15 protein-coding genes are annotated in these 16,780 nt (G+C 63.7%); 11 read left to right on the top strand and 4 right to left on the bottom strand.

Going from position 1 to position 16,780, the window contains the following annotated elements; translation table 11 throughout:
• Nucleotides 1–128: 128 nt before the first annotated feature.
• Nucleotides 129–335, top strand: a complete 207-nt coding sequence (locus tag IVA91_RS22265; protein WP_247277662.1) for a hypothetical protein — start codon at nt 129–131, stop codon at nt 333–335.
• 61 nt (nt 336–396) lie between these two features.
• On the opposite strand, the gene IVA91_RS22260 is transcribed toward IVA91_RS22265, so the two are convergent.
• A complete protein-coding gene (locus IVA91_RS22260; RefSeq protein ID WP_247277661.1) occupies nt 397–1,242 on the bottom strand; it encodes an SDR family NAD(P)-dependent oxidoreductase in 846 nt (281 codons plus the stop codon).
• A gap of 189 nt (nt 1,243–1,431) precedes the next feature.
• Here IVA91_RS22260 and IVA91_RS22255 point away from each other — a divergent pair, with 189 nt between their 5' ends.
• From IVA91_RS22255 to IVA91_RS22240, 4 genes are all read left to right on the top strand, one after another.
• Complete coding sequence (locus IVA91_RS22255) at nt 1,432–2,928, top strand: aldehyde dehydrogenase family protein (protein ID WP_247277660.1); 1,497 nt, start codon at nt 1,432–1,434, stop codon at nt 2,926–2,928.
• A gap of 108 nt (nt 2,929–3,036) precedes the next feature.
• On the top strand, nt 3,037–4,164 hold the full coding sequence (locus IVA91_RS22250) for an alkene reductase (RefSeq protein WP_247459121.1): 1,128 nt from the start codon (nt 3,037–3,039) through the stop codon (nt 4,162–4,164).
• Between the two features lie 157 nt (nt 4,165–4,321).
• On the top strand, nt 4,322–4,825 hold the full coding sequence (locus IVA91_RS22245; protein WP_247277658.1) for a GFA family protein: 504 nt from the start codon (nt 4,322–4,324) through the stop codon (nt 4,823–4,825).
• 262 nt (nt 4,826–5,087) lie between these two features.
• The gene (locus tag IVA91_RS22240) at nt 5,088–6,749 is read left to right on the top strand and encodes a thiamine pyrophosphate-binding protein (RefSeq protein ID WP_247277657.1); all 1,662 of its coding nucleotides are present in this window, start codon (nt 5,088–5,090) and stop codon (nt 6,747–6,749) included.
• Between the two features lie 209 nt (nt 6,750–6,958).
• Here the strand turns inward: IVA91_RS22240 and IVA91_RS22235 are convergent, their stop codons facing one another.
• On the bottom strand, nt 6,959–8,338 hold the full coding sequence (locus tag IVA91_RS22235; RefSeq protein WP_247277656.1) for an LLM class flavin-dependent oxidoreductase: 1,380 nt from the start codon (nt 8,336–8,338) through the stop codon (nt 6,959–6,961).
• A 265-nt stretch (nt 8,339–8,603) separates the two neighbouring features.
• On the opposite strand from IVA91_RS22235, the gene IVA91_RS22230 reads away from it, so the two are divergent.
• From IVA91_RS22230 to IVA91_RS22205, 6 genes are all read left to right on the top strand, one after another.
• Nucleotides 8,604–9,989 (top strand): M20 family metallopeptidase, encoded by a 1,386-nt coding sequence (locus IVA91_RS22230; protein WP_247277655.1) that lies wholly within the window; start codon nt 8,604–8,606, stop codon nt 9,987–9,989.
• 85 nt (nt 9,990–10,074) lie between these two features.
• Nucleotides 10,075–10,986 carry an amino acid ABC transporter substrate-binding protein gene (locus IVA91_RS22225; RefSeq protein ID WP_247277654.1) on the top strand — a complete coding sequence of 304 codons (912 nt, stop codon included), beginning with the start codon at nt 10,075–10,077 and terminating at the stop codon, nt 10,984–10,986.
• A 129-nt stretch (nt 10,987–11,115) separates the two neighbouring features.
• Complete coding sequence (locus IVA91_RS22220; RefSeq protein WP_247277760.1) at nt 11,116–11,847, top strand: amino acid ABC transporter permease; 732 nt, start codon at nt 11,116–11,118, stop codon at nt 11,845–11,847.
• 2 nt (nt 11,848–11,849) lie between these two features.
• Nucleotides 11,850–12,542, top strand: a complete 693-nt coding sequence (locus IVA91_RS22215) for an ABC transporter permease subunit (RefSeq protein ID WP_028140044.1) — start codon at nt 11,850–11,852, stop codon at nt 12,540–12,542.
• A gap of 192 nt (nt 12,543–12,734) precedes the next feature.
• Nucleotides 12,735–13,466, top strand: coding sequence for an amino acid ABC transporter ATP-binding protein (locus IVA91_RS22210; protein WP_247277653.1), 732 nt, complete (start codon nt 12,735–12,737; stop codon nt 13,464–13,466).
• 186 nt (nt 13,467–13,652) lie between these two features.
• On the top strand, nt 13,653–14,513 hold the full coding sequence (locus tag IVA91_RS22205; RefSeq protein WP_247417094.1) for a D-amino-acid transaminase: 861 nt from the start codon (nt 13,653–13,655) through the stop codon (nt 14,511–14,513).
• 160 nt (nt 14,514–14,673) lie between these two features.
• On the opposite strand, the gene IVA91_RS22200 is transcribed toward IVA91_RS22205, so the two are convergent.
• Together IVA91_RS22200 and IVA91_RS22195 are read right to left on the bottom strand one after the other, a co-directional pair.
• Entirely contained in the window at nt 14,674–15,135 is a 462-nt protein-coding gene (locus IVA91_RS22200; RefSeq protein ID WP_247277651.1) for a carboxymuconolactone decarboxylase family protein, read from the bottom strand.
• Nucleotides 15,136–15,161: 26 nt separating this feature from the next.
• Nucleotides 15,162–16,772 (bottom strand): MDR family MFS transporter, encoded by a 1,611-nt coding sequence (locus tag IVA91_RS22195; RefSeq protein WP_247277650.1) that lies wholly within the window; start codon nt 16,770–16,772, stop codon nt 15,162–15,164.
• Nucleotides 16,773–16,780: the final 8 nt, after the last annotated feature.

Genomic DNA, 16,780 nt, shown 5'->3' with positions numbered 1-16,780 from the left:
ATGTTGCCGAGATCCTTTACATGCTGAGGCTTGTTACCTGGTTGTCCAGGTCAGAGCAGGCTTTGCCGATTGTGATTTGAACGCAGGTGCGATATGGCTCTCGCGCTTTCCAGAGGCGGAGACGAGCATTGTCGAAACAATCGTTGCGTGAGGAGGCCGAGCGCCTGATCCGCGAATCGATGGAAAAGAGAACCATCGTCGTCAAGCAGGGCACCACCCGCATCGAGGCCGTCTGCGGCAAGTGCGGCGCGCCGAACCGGGTGCAGGCGGAAAAGGGCCAGACGCGCGTCAAGTACGCCTGCAAGGATTGCGGGCACAAGCAAGAGACGCTGTAAGCGGGTTATCTGATCTCACCGTGCTGTCGCGCTCCAGCTCCTCAGCATGAGGGTCTGATAGTCAGTCGCCCTCCACAAACGTCTTGAACGCATCGGCGTAATCCGGGTGCCACCGCGACAGCGGCGGGCGGTTCTCGATGATGTCGCCGGCGGCCCACAGCATGCGCTTCTCGTCGAGTGCGCGCGGCACGTCGTTGTCCGGGCACAGGATGTAGAAGTCGCCGGCCTCGATCCGCGCCAGCATGAAGTCGACGGTCTGCTCCGGCGTCCAGGCGCCTGCGGGCTTCTCGGTGCGGCCTTTCGCGGTGAGGCCGGTGAAGACGAAACCGGGGATGAGCAGATGCGCGGTGATGTGGCAGTCCTTCGTGTTACGCAGCTCGTGCTGGAGCGCTTCCGTAAAAGCTTTCACGCCGGCCTTGGAGACATTGTAGGCGGGATCGCCCGGCGGGGTGGTGATGCCTTGCTTCGATCCGGTGTTGATGATGAGGCCTGGTTTACCGCGCGCGATCATGCCAGGTGCGAAGATGCGCGAGCCGTTGATGATGCCCCACATGTTGACGCCGATGATGCGCTGCCAATTGTCCGGCCCGGCGAACAATGTGCTGCCGGGCTGGATGCCGGCATTGTTCATCAAGATATCGGTGCCGCCGAAGCGTTCGCCTACGGCATGTTCGAGTTCCGTCACGCTCTCGGCCTTGCTGACATCGGCGGCAAACGTCATCACATTCGCAGCACCTGCGATGGATGAGAGTTTTGTTGCGGCCTCGGCCAGCCGCACCTGATCGACATCGGCGATGCACAGCTTCATGCCGGTGCGCGCAAACGCCGCGGCGGCGGCAAATCCGATCCCGGACGCGCCTCCTGTGATCACGGCAACGTTGTCTTTGATGATGGCGGGATGTGACATGGCGGCCTCCGGCGAAGCTACGTTGCGTTCCGCCGCGTTATAGCACGTGTCTCGTGCGACCCTGCACAACTCGGCATGGGAGGTCTTCGCTCCGCGCCGCCTTTACGCCTCTCCGGCGCCGCTGTATTTTGTGGGACGAACGATCGCGCCCAGATCGAACCAATCAATCACCTGACAGGGAGTGCAGCCATGGCTGTGTCGCAGGCTATTCCGATCACGCGCCATCCATTCGCGAACGGGTCCTACAAGCAGATGCTGGTCGACGGGAAGTGGGTCGACGCTGCCTCAGGCAAGCGCTTCGAAACCCGCAATCCCGCCACCGGCGAGCTGCTCGCAACCGTCGCCGAGGGGGACAAGGAAGACATCGACCGTGCGGTCGCCGCGGCCCGCCGCGCCTTCGAAGGACCCTGGAGCAAGGTCAAGCCGTTCGAGCGGCAGAACCTACTGCTCAAGCTCGCCGATCTCGTCGAGAAGAATTTCGACGAATTGTCGCAACTCGACACGCTCGACATGGGGGCCCCGGTCAGCCGGACCCGCGCCTATCGCCTGCGCGCCATCGGCATGCTGCGTTACTACGCCGGCCAAACCACCGCGATCCATGGCGAGACCATCGAGAACTCGCTGCCGGGCGAGATCTTCTCCTACACGCTGAAGGAGCCGGTCGGTGTCGTCGGCGCCATCATCCCCTGGAACGGGCCGCTGACGGCGACGATCTGGAAGATCGGTCCGGCGATCGCGACCGGCTGCACGGTGGTGCTCAAGCCTGCCGAAGAAGCGCCGCTGACCTCGCTGCGCATCGCCGAGCTTGCGATGGAAGCGGGCGTGCCGCCCGGCGTCATCAACGTCGTTCCCGGCTATGGCGAGACCGCGGGCGCGGCGCTCGCCTCGCACCATGACGTCGACAAGGTCGCCTTCACCGGCTCGCATGTCACGGGCCAGTCGATCATCCGTGCGTCGGCCGGCAACCTCAAGCGCGTCTCGCTCGAGCTCGGCGGCAAGTCGCCGGACATCGTATTCGCGGATGCCGATCTCGATGCCGCGGTGCCGGGCGCCGCGATGGCGGTGTTCGCCAATTCGGGGCAGATCTGCAGCGCCGGAACGCGCCTGTTCGTCGAGCAGTCGATCTACGAGGAGTTCGTCGGCCGCGTCGCGGAGTTCGGCAAGAAGCTGCAAGTCGGAAACGGCCTCGATCCAAACACCCAGATCGGCCCACTGGTGTCCGAGCAGCAATTGGAGCGTGTCACCGGCTACCTCGATATCGGCCAAAAGGAAGGCGCCAAGGCGCTCGCCGGCGGCGGACGCGTCACCGAAGGCGCGCTGTCGAAGGGCTTCTTCGTCTCACCCACGGTGTTCGCGGGCGTCCAGGACAACATGCGCATCGCGCAGGAGGAGATCTTCGGTCCCGTCATCTCCGCGATCGCGTTCAAGGACATGGATGAGTTGGTCAAGCGCGCCAACAACACCACTTTCGGCCTCGGCTCGGGCCTATGGACCCGCGACGTCAGCAAGGCCCATGCGGTAGCGAAGAGTTTGCGCGCCGGCTCGGTGTGGGTGAACTGCTACCAGGCGATGGACCCGGCTGTGCCCTTCGGCGGCTACAAGATGAGCGGCTATGGCCGCGAGTCGGGCAAGCAGCACGTCGAGGAATATCTCAACGTGAAGGCCGTCTGGATCAAGACGGCGTAGTTTCCCTCCTCCCTTTCGCAAGGAGGAATATTGCCTTCGTGGGGCGGCACCTTTCCGGTAGCCGCCCCGCTATATGATCGTCATCCTTCCGAAGCATTTGAGGCCAGCATGAAGTTCGAGGCGTTGTTTCGACCGTTGCAGGTCGGTCCGTACAGGCTCGCGCATCGCGTCGCGATGGCGCCGCTAACGCGCATGCGGGCGGAGCGCGAAACTTTCGCGCCGTGGCCGCTCAACGCCGAATATTACGGCCAGCGCGCGACGCCGGGCGGCTTGATCATCGCGGAAGCCTCCCCTGTGCTCTCGCACGGCCGCGGCAATCCGGCGACGCCGGGCATCTATTCGGAGGCGCAAGTCGCTGGCTGGCGCAAGGTGGTCGATGCCGTGCACGCCAAAGGCGGCATCATCTTCCTCCAGCTTTGGCATGTCGGCCGCGTCTCGCATTCCTCCTTCCACGGTGGCGCGCTGCCGGTGTCGGCCTCGGCGATCCCGATCAAGGCCGAAGGCATGAAGGCGATGACCGCCGACGGCAAGATTTCGGACTACGAGACGCCGCGCGCGCTGGAGACCGAAGAGGTCAAGGGCATCGTCGAGGCATTCCGGCAGGGTGCCAAGAATGCGCTCGCCGCCGGCTTCGACGGCGTCGAGATCCACGGCGCCAACGGGTATCTGCTCGAGCAGTTCCTGCAATCGCGCAGCAACCAGCGCACTGATCAGTATGGCGGATCGATCGAGAACCGCGCGCGGCTGCTGTTCGAAGTGACGCAGGCCGCGATCGACGTCTGGGGAGCGAACCGCGTCGCCGTCCGGCTGTCGCCTCACGGCATCGCCAATGATTCCGGCGAGCCCGATCCGATGCCGCTCTATAGCCATGTCGTGAGGGCGCTCGACAAGCTCGGTCTTGCCTATTTGCACTTCATCGAGCCGCGTTCCAGCGGCGCCGGCCGCGCCGACGTGCATTGGGAGAACGTGCCCTCCGCGATGGTGCTGTTCCGCCCGCTCTACAGCGGCGTGCTGATGACCGCCGGCGGCTTCACCGGCGAGAGCGCGAATGCCGCGGTCGCCGACGGATATGCCGACATCATCGCCTTCGGTCGCATCTTCATCTCCAACCCCGACCTGCCGCGGCGTCTTCGGCACGGCTTCCCGATCACGCCGTACAATCGTGCGACGTTCTACGGTGGGGAGGAGAAGGGGTACACGGATTATCCGGCGTATGACGAACTGACGCCGGCCTGAACTGTTTCCGTCATTCCGGGGCGACGCAACGCCTCGAGCCGGGAATCCATGTCGCATCCTGGCGTGCCGCCCGATGGATTCGGGCTCGCGACTTCGTCGCGCCCCGGAATGACAATCGTGTATTCTCGTCCTCGCAATGACGACGGAGAGAATCCCCATGGCCAAAGCCGCCGCCGCCGCAGGAATTGCCACCGGGCAATGTCTCTGCGGCAAGGTCAGCTTCGAGATCGACGTGCCTGCGCGCTGGGCCTGGCATGATCATTCCGCCGCCAGCCGCCGCGCCCATGGCGCGGCCTACGCGACCTATGTCGGGAGCTGGAAGAAGCGCTTTCGCATCACCGCTGGCAAGACTGCGCTCACGCGTTACGAAGACAAGGCCACGAAGACCACCCGCAGCTTCTGCTCGCATTGCGGCACGCCGATCGCTTATGAGCGCCCGCGCGGGCCGCACATGGTCAATATCCCCCGCGCGCTGTTCAACGAGCGCACCGGCCGCCAGCCGCTCTATCACATCGCCATCGAAGAGCTGCAGGAATGGGCCTATGCCGGCGAGCCGCTGGTGCCGCTGAAGGGCTTTCCTGGCGTGGTCTGGCAGCGCTCGAAAAGGAAGAAACGGGTGAGGGGCGAGGATCCGTTCGAATTGGGGCGGGAGGAGATGTAGCGCACCGCGCACAGCTCTCGTGCCCCGGACGCAGCGCTGCGCCCCTTCGGCGGTGCGCTCCTGAGCCGGGGCCATGGTACCAGCCTCCGCCGTGCGAGTTCTGTGTCCCGGCTCTGCGTCGCAACGTTACACGTTTGCGCCACGTCCGGGACACGGAGAGGCGCTCACGCAACGCAGCCATGACCGCGTTTCCTTGCACGCTTCCTCCGACTTCGGCCATCATACGCCCATCCTTGCGGCAACGTCCGCTCCTGGAGGAAACATGAAGAACAAGATCACCGGCCGCTCGGCCTTTCTCGCGCTGCTCAAGGACGAAGGCATCACCCATCTGTTCGGCAATCCCGGCACCACCGAGTTGCCGATCATGCATGCGCTGAAGGATCACCCTGATCTCACCTATGTGATGGCGATGCAAGAGAGCCTGGTGGTCGCGATCGCCGACGGTTACAGCCGCGCCTCCGGAAAGCTTGTCGCTTGCAACGTCCATGTCGCGCCCGGCCTCGGCAACGCGATGGGCTCGCTCTACAACGCCAAGTTCACGGGCACGCCGATGATCCTCACCGCCGGCCAGCAGGAGCAGGGCCACGGCCTGATGGAGCCGGTGCTGTACGGTCCCTTGGTGCGCATGGCCGAGCCGCTGGTGAAATGGGCGGTCGAGGTGACGCGGCTCGAGGACCTGCCGCGCATCGTGCGCCGCGCGGCAAAGGTCGCGACCACGCCGCCAACCGGCCCCGTGTTCATCTCGCTGCCTGGCGACATCCTCAATAGCGAGGCGGGCATCGATCTCGGCCGCTCCACCCGCATCGACGCGCGTACCAGACCATCAGATGGTGCGCTCAGGGCCTTTGCTGCGCGGCTGCTGAAAGCCGAGCGTCCTGTGATCGTCACCATGGACGAAGTGGTCAAGAGTGACGCGCTGAAGGAGGCGGCTGAATTGGCGGAGTTGCTCGGCGCCGCCGCGTTTCAATCCTCGACAGCTTACGGTGCGCACTTCCTCTCGGAGAGCCCGAGCTTCGTCGGCACGCTGGCGCGGGTTCAGAAAGCGGCGCGCGATACGCTCGCGCCCTACGATCTCCTGATTGCGCTTGGCGGTGATCCGCTGCGGATGTCGGTCCATAGCGAAGTCGATGCGCTGCCGGATGGTCTCGGCATCGTGCAGATCGGTCTCGTCGATTGGGAGATCGCCAAGAATTACGGCGCCGAGATCGCGCTGAAGGCGGATTTGAAGGAAACGCTGCGCGCGCTGATCCCGGTGCTGAAAGAGATGGGCGGCGCAACACTCGCGAGCCGCGCCAAGCAGCACCTCGCCGAGCTCGTGCCGAAGAATTGGACTGCGCGCCGCGCCGCGCTGATCGAGCAGATCAACAGGAGCGCGGGCCGCACGCCGATCGACCCGGACTTTCTGGTGTTGCAAATGGTCGAGGCCATGCCCGAACATGCCATTCTCGTGGACGAAGGGCTCACCTCCAGCCGCCAGATCACCAACCTGCGTCCGCATCGCGAACGCTACGGCTATCACGGCCTCGCCTCCGGCGGCATCGGCTGGGGCCTGCCTGCCTCGGTCGGCGTCAGCATCGCCAATCCGGATCGCCCCGTCGTCTGTTTCTCCGGCGACGGCAGCGCGATGTATTCGATCCAGGCGCTGTGGACGGCGGCGCATCACAAGCTGCCGCTCAACGTCGTCATCGCCAACAATGGCGGCTACCGCATCATCAAGCAGCGCCTGCTCGCATTCCACGGTGACGACAATTACGTCGGCATGGATTTCGTCGATCCGCCGGTGGATTTTGCGGGCGTCGCGAAAGCGCTTGGCTGCGAGGCGATCAAGGTCAGCGATTCGCGTGAGCTGAAGACGACCCTGTCGTCGGCGCTTGGCCGGCCGGGGACGAAGCTGATCGAGGTGCTGGTGGACGGGAGGGTGTAAGTAGCGCTGCCTCCAAGTTCTCAGCTGTCATCGCGCGCGAAGGCGGGCGATCCAGTATTCCAGAGACGGCTGTGATTCCTCGATAGGCCGCGGCGTACTGGATGCCCCGGTCCCGGCTGCGCTAGGCTATGCGGGGCTTGCAAGCTCACTCGGCCGGCGAAGCTTCAGCGAAGATGGCAAGCCGGGGCATGACAGTGAGAGTGTGGCTCCTACCCCGTCTTCCCCACCCGATACCCCGCCGCCGGGTGCGGCGCATCGAGCCTTGCCCGGCCCTCGCCGAACAGCTTCTCCCGCAGCGTGCCCTTGGCATAGCCCGGCTTGTACCGTCCGCGCCGCGTCAGCTCCGGCACCAGCATGTCGGCGATATCCTCGAAATCGCCGGGCGAGATCGCAAAGGCGACGTTGAGGCCGTCGACATCGGTCGCCTCGAACCATTGCTCGATCTTGTCGGCAACCATCTCCGGCGTGCCGATCACGACGGGGCCGGCGCCGCCGATGCCGACATGCTCGATGACGTCGCGCACAGTCCAGACCCGGTCCGGATCGGCCCGGGTGACGTTGTCCATGGCGCTGCGGCCAGCGTCGTTCTGGACGTGCCGGACCTGCTGGTCGAGGTCGTAACCGGAGAAGTCGACGCCGGTCCAGCCCGACATCAGCGCCAGCGCGCCTTCGGGGCTGATATGGCGGCGATAGTCGGCGTATTTCTCTTTCGCCTCGGCTTCCGTCCGTCCGAGGATGATCGTCATCATCGAGAACATCAGGATTTCGGCCGGGTTACGGCCGAGCGCGGCGGCCTCTTGCCGGATTGCTGCCACGCGCGGCGCGATCACCTTGGCCGACGGTCCCGACATGAACACGCATTCGGCATGCTTCGCCGCGAATTGCCGGCCGCGCGGCGAGGTGCCGGCCTGGTACAGCACGGGCGTGCGCTGCGGCGACGGCTCGCTGAGATGAATGGTGTTGTTGATGCGGTAGTTCGCGCCCTCATGGTTGACGCGATGAACTTTCGCGGGATCGGTGAAGATGCCGCGCGTCCGGTCTCGCAGCACGGCATCGTCCTTCCAGCTTCCTTCCCAGAGCTTGTAGACGACCTCCATATATTCGTCGGCGATGTCGTAGCGGTCGTCGTGCCCGGTCTGCTTGTCCTTGCCGGCGCCGCGCGCGGCGCTGTCGAGATAGCCAGTGACGACGTTCCATCCGATCCGTCCCTCGGTGAGGTGATCGAGCGTCGACATCCGCCGCGCGAACGGGTAGGGCGGCTCGAAGGACAGATTGCTGGTGACGCCGAACCCGAGATTTTGCGTTACTGCCGCCATCGCCGAGAGCAGCAGCAGCGGCTCGTTCGACGGCGTCTGTGCTGCGTTGCGCAAGGCTGCGTCAGGGCTATTGCCGTAGACGTCATAAACGCCGAGCACGTCGGCGAGGAACAGCCCGTCGAAGCGGCCGCGCTCCAACGTCTTGGCGAGATCAATCCAATAGGGCAGGCGGTTATAGTTGGCGGTGCGATCACGCGGATGGGTCCACAGGCCCGGTGACTGGTGTGCGACGCAATTCATCGCAAAAGCGTTGAGCCTGATCTCTTTGGCCATGACGGTCCCTCGGCACTCTGTACTGAGCGCTCTTCGAATGGTAGACGTGCGCCCGAACTTGGCGAAGTTCTTGCATATCCTAGACTTGGATGTCTCGGCCTTGGCAAGGCCAAAATCCGCAGTGCTGCCGCACTTGGCAAGCCAATCTCACGAGAGCAAGAACCAAATTCCAAGAGAACCCCAAGAACTATCGAAGTCCCGCCACTTTCGAAGACCCGCCCGTCTCGGGTAATGTCCTTCGTCTCAAAATCTCGAAAAGCAAGTCATGACCAGAGCCGACGCTATCGCCCGCGCCCGCGAGGATTTCAAATCCGGTGCGTTCCTCACCGAGCTCGACCGCCGGATCGCTTATCGGACCGAGAGCCAGAATCCCTCGCGCGGCACTGAGCTGCGCGCCTATCTGGAACAGGAAATGCAACCGGCCTTTGCCGCGCTTGATTTCACCAGCCGCATCGTCGAATCCCCGAGCGGCAAGGCGCCGTTCCTGTTTGCCGAGCACCACGAGAGTGACTCAGTGCCGACCGTGCTGATCTACGGCCATGGCGATGTCGTCGACGGCATGGAGGGCGAGTGGCGCGACGGCCGCGATCCCTGGCGCACGACGGTTGCGGGCACGCGCCTCTATGGCCGCGGCACTGCCGACAACAAGGGCCAGCACAGCATCAATATGGCGGCGCTGCGCGCCGTGCGCGAGGCGAGAGGCGGCAAGCTCGGCTTCAACGCCAAATTCATTGTCGAGATGGGCGAGGAGATCGGCTCGCCCGATCTCGGCAAGGTCTGCGACCTCAATCGCGATGCGCTCAAGGGCGATCTGTTCATGGCCTCGGACGGGCCGCGTCTGTCCGCCGACCGTCCGACGCTGTTTCTGGGCTGCCGCGGCGGCATCCGCATCCATCTCGATGTGAACTTGCGCGACGGCGGTCACCATTCGGGCAATTGGGGCGGCGTGCTCGCCAACCCCGCGACCATCCTGGTCAACGCGATCTCCACGCTGGTTGATGGCCACGGCCGTCTCCAGCTCGACGCGCTGAAGCCGCCGCGGCTCACCAACCAGATCCGCAGCTATCTCGCCGACGTGCAGGTGGTGCCGACCGCGGACGAGCCGGCGCTGGCGGAGAATTGGGGCGAGGAGGGCCTGTCGGCGGCCGAACGGCTCTACGCCTGGAACACGCTGGAAGTGCTGGCGATGGCCTCGGGCAATATCGAGAAGCCGGCGAACGCCATTCCCGGCCATGCCAATGCCGTGCTGCAACTGCGTTTCGTGGTCGGGACGAAGATCGAGGGTCTGATCGAGGCCATCCGCGCGCATCTGGTCGCAAAGGGTTTTCCTATGGTCGAGGTGCGGGCGGCCCAGAGTTTTGCCGCATCGCGGACCGATTTCGACAGCCCCTGGATCAAATGGGCGGCCAATTCAGTGCAGGAGACGACCGGCAAGGCGCCGGCCGTGCTGCCGAATTTCGGCGGCTCGCTGCCCAACGACGTGTTCTCCGAAATCCTGGGCCTGCCGACGATCTGGGTGCCGCACTCCTACCCCGGTTGCTCCCAACATGCGCCCAATGAGCACATCCTGCTGCCATTGACCGAAGAGGCCTTGACGGTGATGGCCGGGCTGTTCTGGGATCTCGGCGAGTTGCCGGCGCCGTTAACCTGAGCCTTTGATCCAGCCGAAAGTTACATTCTAATCCGGCTCGATTTGTGCTTGCATCCGGGCCGCATCATCCGAAAGGGGAAGAAAAGTGAAACATTTCCGTTACATCGGGCTCGCGCTTGCCGCGACCTTCGCCGTCAGCCAGGCCGGGGCCCAGGAGCTGACCGGCACGCTGAAGAACATCAAGGACACCGGCGCGATCACGCTGGGCTTCCGCGACTCCTCGATCCCGTTCTCCTATCTCGACGACAACCAGAAGCCCATCGGGTTCGCGATGGACATCTGCTACAAGATCGTCGATGCCGTGAAGAAGGAGCTCAAGCTGGACAAGCTCGAGGTCAAGCTCAATCCGGTGACCTCGGCGACCCGCATCCCGCTGATGGCGAACGGCACCATCGACCTCGAATGCGGCTCGACCACCAACAATGCCGAGCGCCAGAAGCAGGTCGCTTTTACCAACACCCACTATCTGACGGCCAGCCGCTACGTGTTCAAGAAGTCGAGCGGCCTGAAGTCGATCGACGATCTCAAGGGCAAGACCGTGGTCTCGACCGCCGGCACCACCAACATCAAGCAGCTCACCGAAGCCAACGTTGCCAAGGGCCTCGGCGCCAACATCATTCCCGCCAAGGACCACGCCGAGGCCTTCCTGATGGTCGAGACCGACCGCGCGGTCGCCTTCGTGATGGACGACATCCTGCTGGCGAGCCTCGTGGCCGGGTCGAAGAACCCGGACGACTATGCCATCTCCAAGGACGCGTTCTCCAAGCCCGAGCCCTATGGCATCATGCTGCGCAAGGATGACCCCGCCTTCAAGAAGGTGGTCGATGCGGCGACGGCGGCGCTCTATACGTCCGGCGAAGCCCAGAAGATCTACGATAAGTGGTTCACCCAGAAGATCCCGCCGAAGGGACTGAACCTCAACACGCCGATTTCGCCAGAGCTGAAGAACGAGTTCGCCAAGCCGACGGACTCGCCGAATCCGGACGATTACAAGTAAGATGGAGCTGTTCGCCTCTCCCCGCTTGCGGGGAGAGGCGGTACATTTCGGACATTCTGGAGGGAGAATGGCCGGACATTTGCATAGGTGCCGGGACATCCATGATTGGCGCGTTCGCGCGGGGGACACGTGAACTACAACTGGAACTGGGGAATCTTTTTCCAGCCGAACCCGATGGGGACCGGCACCTATCTCGACATGCTGCTGTCGGGACTGGTGCTGACCCTCAAGACTGCGGCGCTGGCCTGGGTCATCGCGCTGATCACCGGCTCCATCGTCGGCGTGATGCGCACGCTGCCGTCGAGGGGAGCGAATTGGTTCGGCTTTGCCTATGTCGAATTCTTCCGTAACATGCCGCTGCTCGTGCAGCTCTTCCTGTGGTTCTTCGTGCTGCCGGAACTGCTGCCAAGAGGCGCCGGCACTTGGCTGAAGCAGCTGCCGAACGCGCCGTTCTGGACGGCCGCGATCGGTGTCGGCTTCTTCATGTCGGCCCGCGTCGCCGTGCAATTGCAGGCCGGCATCGGTTCGCTGCCGCGCGGGCAGAAGATGGCCGCAACCGCGCTGGGTCTGACCACGGTGCAGGGCTATCGCTACGTGCTGCTGCCGATGGCGTTCCGCATCATCCTGCCGCCCTTGACCTCTGAGTTCCTCAACACCATCAAGAACACGGCGGTTGCGATCACCATCGGCCTGCTCGAGCTGACCGGACAGGCGCGCTCCATGCAGGAGTTCTCGTTCCAGGTGTTCGAGGCCTTCACCGCTGCGACGATCCTCTATCTCCTTGTCAACGCCGTCGTCGTGACCGCGATGCGCTTCCTTGAGCGCTGGGTTGCGATCCCCGGCTACATCACGGGGAAATAGCGATGTTCGGCAATCTCGATTTCGACGTCATCCGCCGCGCGCTGCCCTATTTGTTCTATGAGGGCATGACGTTCACGCTGACGCTAACGGGGCTCGCGGCACTCGGCGGGTTGGTCTTCGGCACGGCACTCGCGCTGATGCGGCTCTCCGGCTTCAAGATCCTTGGCCGGATCGCCGGCGTCTATGTCGACTTCATGCGCTCGCTGCCGCTGGTGCTGGTCATCTTCTGGTTCTATTTCCTGGTGCCCTATATCGGGCAGTGGCTGACCGGCGCCTCGCGCCCCATCAGCGTCGGCGCATTCGCATCGTCGCTCATCACCTTCATCATGTTCGAGGCGGCGTACTTCTCCGAAATCATGCGCGCCGGCATCCAGTCGATCTCGCGCGGGCAGCCGGCTGCGGCCAGCGCGCTGGGGCTGACTTACGCCCAGACCATGCGCTATGTCGTGCTGCCGCAGGCCTTCCGCAACATGCTGCCGGTCCTGATCACGCAGACCATCGTGCTGTTCCAGGACACCTCGCTGGTCTACGTGCTGTCCATCACCGACTTCCTCGGTGCCGCCAGCAAGGTGGCGCAGCGGGACGGGCGCCTGGTCGAAATGTATCTGTTCGCAGCCGTCGTCTATTTCACCATTTCCTGTATCGCCTCCTTCGGCGTCCGCCGGCTCCAGGCGCGCATCGCCATCATTCGCTAGGTGGAACGTGAGTTCGAGATTTCGAATGCGATGCCCCTTCACCTCTCCCACAGGGAGAGCTCGGATCGCGCTAGCGATCCGGGTGAGGGGTTTCGCTCCAACGATGGACCTGTACCGCCTCACCCGGCGCTTTGCGCCGACCTCTCTCCTTGGGAGAGGTGAACCGAGATTGCCGAACCGCTTGAGAAACACATGATCGAAATCAGCCACGTCAACAAATGGTACACGCCGAGTTTCCAGGTGCTGACGGATTGCACCACCAGCGTCACCAAGGGCGAGGTCGTCGTGGTCTGCGGTCCCTCGGGCTCGGGCAAGTCCACGCTGATCAAATGCGTCAATGCGCTGGAGCCGTTCCAGAGCGGCGACATCTTGGTCGACGGCACCAAGGTCAACGATCCCAAGACCAATCTGCCGAAGCTGCGTTCGCGCGTCGGCATGGTTTTCCAGCACTTCGAGCTGTTTCCGCATCTCAAGATCATCGACAATCTCTGCCTCGCGCAGGAGAAGGTGCTGGGGCGGCCGCGTGACAAGGCGCAGACCAAAGGCATGCAGCTTCTGGAGCGCGTCGGGCTGATAGAGCAGGCGCAGAAATTCCCGGCGCAGCTCTCCGGGGGGCAGCAGCAGCGTGTCGCCATCGCTCGCGCGCTGGCGATGGATCCGATCGTCATGCTGTTCGACGAGCCGACCTCGGCGCTGGACCCCGAAATGGTCAGCGAGGTGCTCGACGTCATGGTCGATCTCGCCCGCGAAGGCATGACCATGATGGTCGTCACCCACGAGATGGGTTTTGCCCGCAAGGTCGCCAACCGCGTCATCTTCATGGACCGCGGCGAGATCGTCGAGGACGCAGCGAAGGACGATTTCTTCGGCAAGCCCCGCAGCGACCGCGCACAGAAATTTCTGTCGAAGATCCTGTCGCATTAATCACCGCCGTCATTCCGCGGCGCGACTTCGCGGGCTCGGAATCCATTGTGCGGCAGTACGCGAGGTGAGATGGATTCCGGGCTCATTCGCTTTGCGAACACCCCGGAATGACGCATCGAGGGTTTATCGTCGGCGCCAAATCTCCTATACCGGTGGGCAAATCCCCTTTCCGCCAGGAGACCTGCCTTGGACTCGATTGCCTACGTCAACGGCTCATTCATCCCGCTCTCGGACGCGAAGATCTCGATCCTCGACCGCGGCTTTCTGTTCGCCGACGGCATCTACGAGGTCTCGGCCGTTCTCGATGGCAAGCTGGTCGACAATGCCTCGCATCTGGCGCGGCTGGAGCGTTCGGTCGGCGAGATCAAGCTGAAGCTACCGGAGACGCTCGAGCGCATCACCGAGTTCCAGAAGGAACTGATCGCGCGCAACAAGCTCGAGAACGGCCTCGTCTATCTCCAGGTCACGCGCGGTGCCGACAAGGGCCGCGACTTCGCGTTTCCCAAGGGTGACGTCAAGTCGAGCCTGGTGATGTTCACCTCGGAGAAGGATATCATCAACGCCGCGTCGGCGAAGGCCGGCATCAGCGTGATCACCGTGCCCGACATCCGGTGGGAACGGCGCGATATCAAGAGCGTGGCGCTGCTGGCGCAGGTGCTGGCGAAGCAGGCCGCGGCCGAAGCCGGCGCCGGCGAAGCCTGGATGCTGGAAGACGGCTATATCACCGAAGGCGGCTCGTCCTCGGCATTCATCCTGACGCAGGACGACGTCATCGTGACCCGCAAGAACTCCAATGCGATCCTGCCGGGCTGCACCCGCAAGGCCGTGGTGGCGCTCGCCGAAGAGCGCCAGCTCCGCGTCGAGGAGCGTTCTTTCACGGTGGCCGAGGCGCTGGCCGCAAAGGAGGCTTTTGCGACGTCGGCCTCACTGTTCGTGCAGCCGGTGGTGGCGATCGATGGGAAAAAGATCGGCGACGGCAAGCCCGGCCCGTTGGCAACGCGGCTGCGTGAGATCTACGTGGAGTTCGCCAAGGCGACGGCGGTTTAAGCCACACCCATTGCTGTCATCGCCCGGCTTGACCGGGCGATCCAATACTCCGAGGCGGTCGTGCTTCAATCGATTGGCCGCGCCGTACTGGATGCTGCGGTCACGCCGGGGCATGACAGTTGAGCGGCTGGAGGCGACGTTGCGTCCATGACGCCACTCCTCACCCCACCGACGCCTTGACCTTCACCGGGTGAACCGCGCGGAACGAGATCGCGATCCTGTTCCAGGCGTTGATGGTCGCGATCAGCATGGTCAGATTGACCGTTTCCTCCTCCGAGAACTGTGCGCGGACCTGCTCGTAGACGTCGTCCGGCGCGTGCGTCTGCGAGATCAAGGTCACTGCTTCGGTCCAGGCCAGCGCGGCGCGCTCACGGTCGGAATAGAGCGGAGATTCGCGCCAGGCGTCGAGCAGATAGATGCGCTGCTCGGTCTCGCCGCGCTTGCGCGCGTCCTCGGTATGCATGTTGATGCAATAGGCGCAGCCGTTGATCTGCGAGGCCCGGATCTTGACGAGCTCGATCAGTGATTTCTCCAGGCCTGTCGACTGGATCTGCGTCTCCAGCGCCATCAGTGCTTTGATCGTGTCGGGCGCGGCCTGGTAGTAGTTCATGCGGGGCTTCATGGGCGTTCTCCTTGCTTGGATTGAGGTCAGTGGGCTCCGCCGGCGGAAGTCTGGCCGGGCTTCTTCAGGAAGAGGGCTGCGACCAGGGCCACGATCAGCGCCGCGCCAAGCAGATAGAAGGTGTCGCTGAAGGCGAGGATATAGGCCTGCTTCTGCACGATACGGCCGATCGCGACATAGGCACGATGCGACGCATCCGCATGGTCGAGGATGCCATGATTGATGAAATACTGGGTGAGCTGCTCCAGCCGCGTGCGCGTCGCCTGCTCGAACACCGAGACCGACTGCATCAGCACGTTGGAGTGATACTGCTCGCGCTTGGTCAGCACGGTCTGGAGCAGCGCGATGCCGACGGCGCCGCCGAGATTGCGCATCATGTTGAACAGGCCTGACGCCGAGCCCGCGTTTTCCGGCTCGATGCCTGATGTTGCCACCGCGGACAGCGGCGCCATCACCAGCGCCTGGCCAATCGCACGGACGACGTTGGGCCAGAACAACTGATCGGCGGCATAGTTACTGGTCATGGTGATGTTCATGAAGTTGGAGGCCGCGAACAATACGAAACCGACGCCGATCACCAGCCGTGCGTCGAACCTCTGCATCAGGCGAGGGACGAGCGGGATCAGAACGAGCTGCGGCAACCCGGTCCAGGCCAGCACGAAACCGATCTGCTCGGCATTGTAACCTTGGATGCGAGCCAGATATTGCGGCAGGATGAACACCGAGCCGTAGAGTGCGATACCAAGCAGGAAGTTCGCGAGCATGCCGAAGCCGAAATTGCGCCGCACCAGCAGGCGCAGGTTCAAGAGCGGCTTCTTCACTGTGAGCTCGATGACGAGGAAGGCGGTGAGCGCAACGCCAGCGATTAACGACAGTTTCACGATGAACGGCGAGCCGAACCAGTCGTCCTTGTTGCCTTCCTCCAGCACGGTCTGCAGCGCGGACAGCCCGATCGCCATGGTGATGATGCCGGCCCAATCGCCTTCCCGCAACAGCGACAGCTTCATGGGCGTTGCGTCGAGCGCGTACCAGAGCATGCCGACCATGATCGTGCCCGGCACGAGGTTGACATAGAAGATGTACTGCCAGCCGAAATTCTCGGTGAGGTAGCCGCCGATGGTCGGGCCGATCGCGGGTGCGAACGTCGCCGAGAGCGCGAACAGCGCAAGGCCCACGGGCTGTTTTCCGCGCGGCAATAGCGTGATGATCAGCGTGAAGGCCATCGGAATCAGCACGCCGCCGGTGAAGCCTTGCACCGCGCGCAGGACGATCATCTGCGACAGATCCTGCGCCAGCGCGCAGGCCGCCGACAGAGCCAGGAACAGGATCGCGTTGGTGAGCAGATAGATGCGGATCGAGAACACCTGCGCGAGCCAACCCGAGAGCGGGATCACCACGATCTCGGCGATCAGATAGGAGGTCGAGATCCAGCCGCCGTCGTCGATGCCGGCGCCGATCGCACCCTGGATATCGGCCAACGAAGCGTTGACGATCTGGATGTTCAGCACCGCCATGAAGGCGCCCAGCGTCGCGCCGATCACCGCGATCCATGTTCTTGCGGAAACCGCCGGGGTGGCGGGCGCAGCCGGGGCGGGGAGGGCGGCTGCGGCGTTGAGGGTGGATTGGAGCGTGCTCATGGAAGTCT

The organism is Bradyrhizobium sp. 153 (assembly GCF_023073835.1).
GTDB lineage: Bacteria > Pseudomonadota > Alphaproteobacteria > Rhizobiales > Xanthobacteraceae > Bradyrhizobium.
This window is presented reverse-complemented; position numbering and strand designations above follow the sequence as displayed.

Coding starts and splice junctions, on each gene's coding strand:
- IVA91_RS22260 (WP_247277661.1), bottom strand. CDS start 1,242: ATGTCACATCCCGCCATCATCAAAGACAACGTTGCCGTGATCACAGGA.
- IVA91_RS22255 (WP_247277660.1), top strand. CDS start 1,432: ATGGCTGTGTCGCAGGCTATTCCGATCACGCGCCATCCATTCGCGAAC.
- IVA91_RS22250 (WP_247459121.1), top strand. CDS start 3,037: ATGAAGTTCGAGGCGTTGTTTCGACCGTTGCAGGTCGGTCCGTACAGG.
- IVA91_RS22245 (WP_247277658.1), top strand. CDS start 4,322: ATGGCCAAAGCCGCCGCCGCCGCAGGAATTGCCACCGGGCAATGTCTC.
- IVA91_RS22240 (WP_247277657.1), top strand. CDS start 5,088: ATGAAGAACAAGATCACCGGCCGCTCGGCCTTTCTCGCGCTGCTCAAG.
- IVA91_RS22235 (WP_247277656.1), bottom strand. CDS start 8,338: ATGGCCAAAGAGATCAGGCTCAACGCTTTTGCGATGAATTGCGTCGCA.
- IVA91_RS22230 (WP_247277655.1), top strand. CDS start 8,604: ATGACCAGAGCCGACGCTATCGCCCGCGCCCGCGAGGATTTCAAATCC.
- IVA91_RS22215 (WP_028140044.1), top strand. CDS start 11,850: ATGTTCGGCAATCTCGATTTCGACGTCATCCGCCGCGCGCTGCCCTAT.
- IVA91_RS22210 (WP_247277653.1), top strand. CDS start 12,735: ATGATCGAAATCAGCCACGTCAACAAATGGTACACGCCGAGTTTCCAG.
- IVA91_RS22200 (WP_247277651.1), bottom strand. CDS start 15,135: ATGAAGCCCCGCATGAACTACTACCAGGCCGCGCCCGACACGATCAAA.
- IVA91_RS22195 (WP_247277650.1), bottom strand. CDS start 16,772: ATGAGCACGCTCCAATCCACCCTCAACGCCGCAGCCGCCCTCCCCGCC.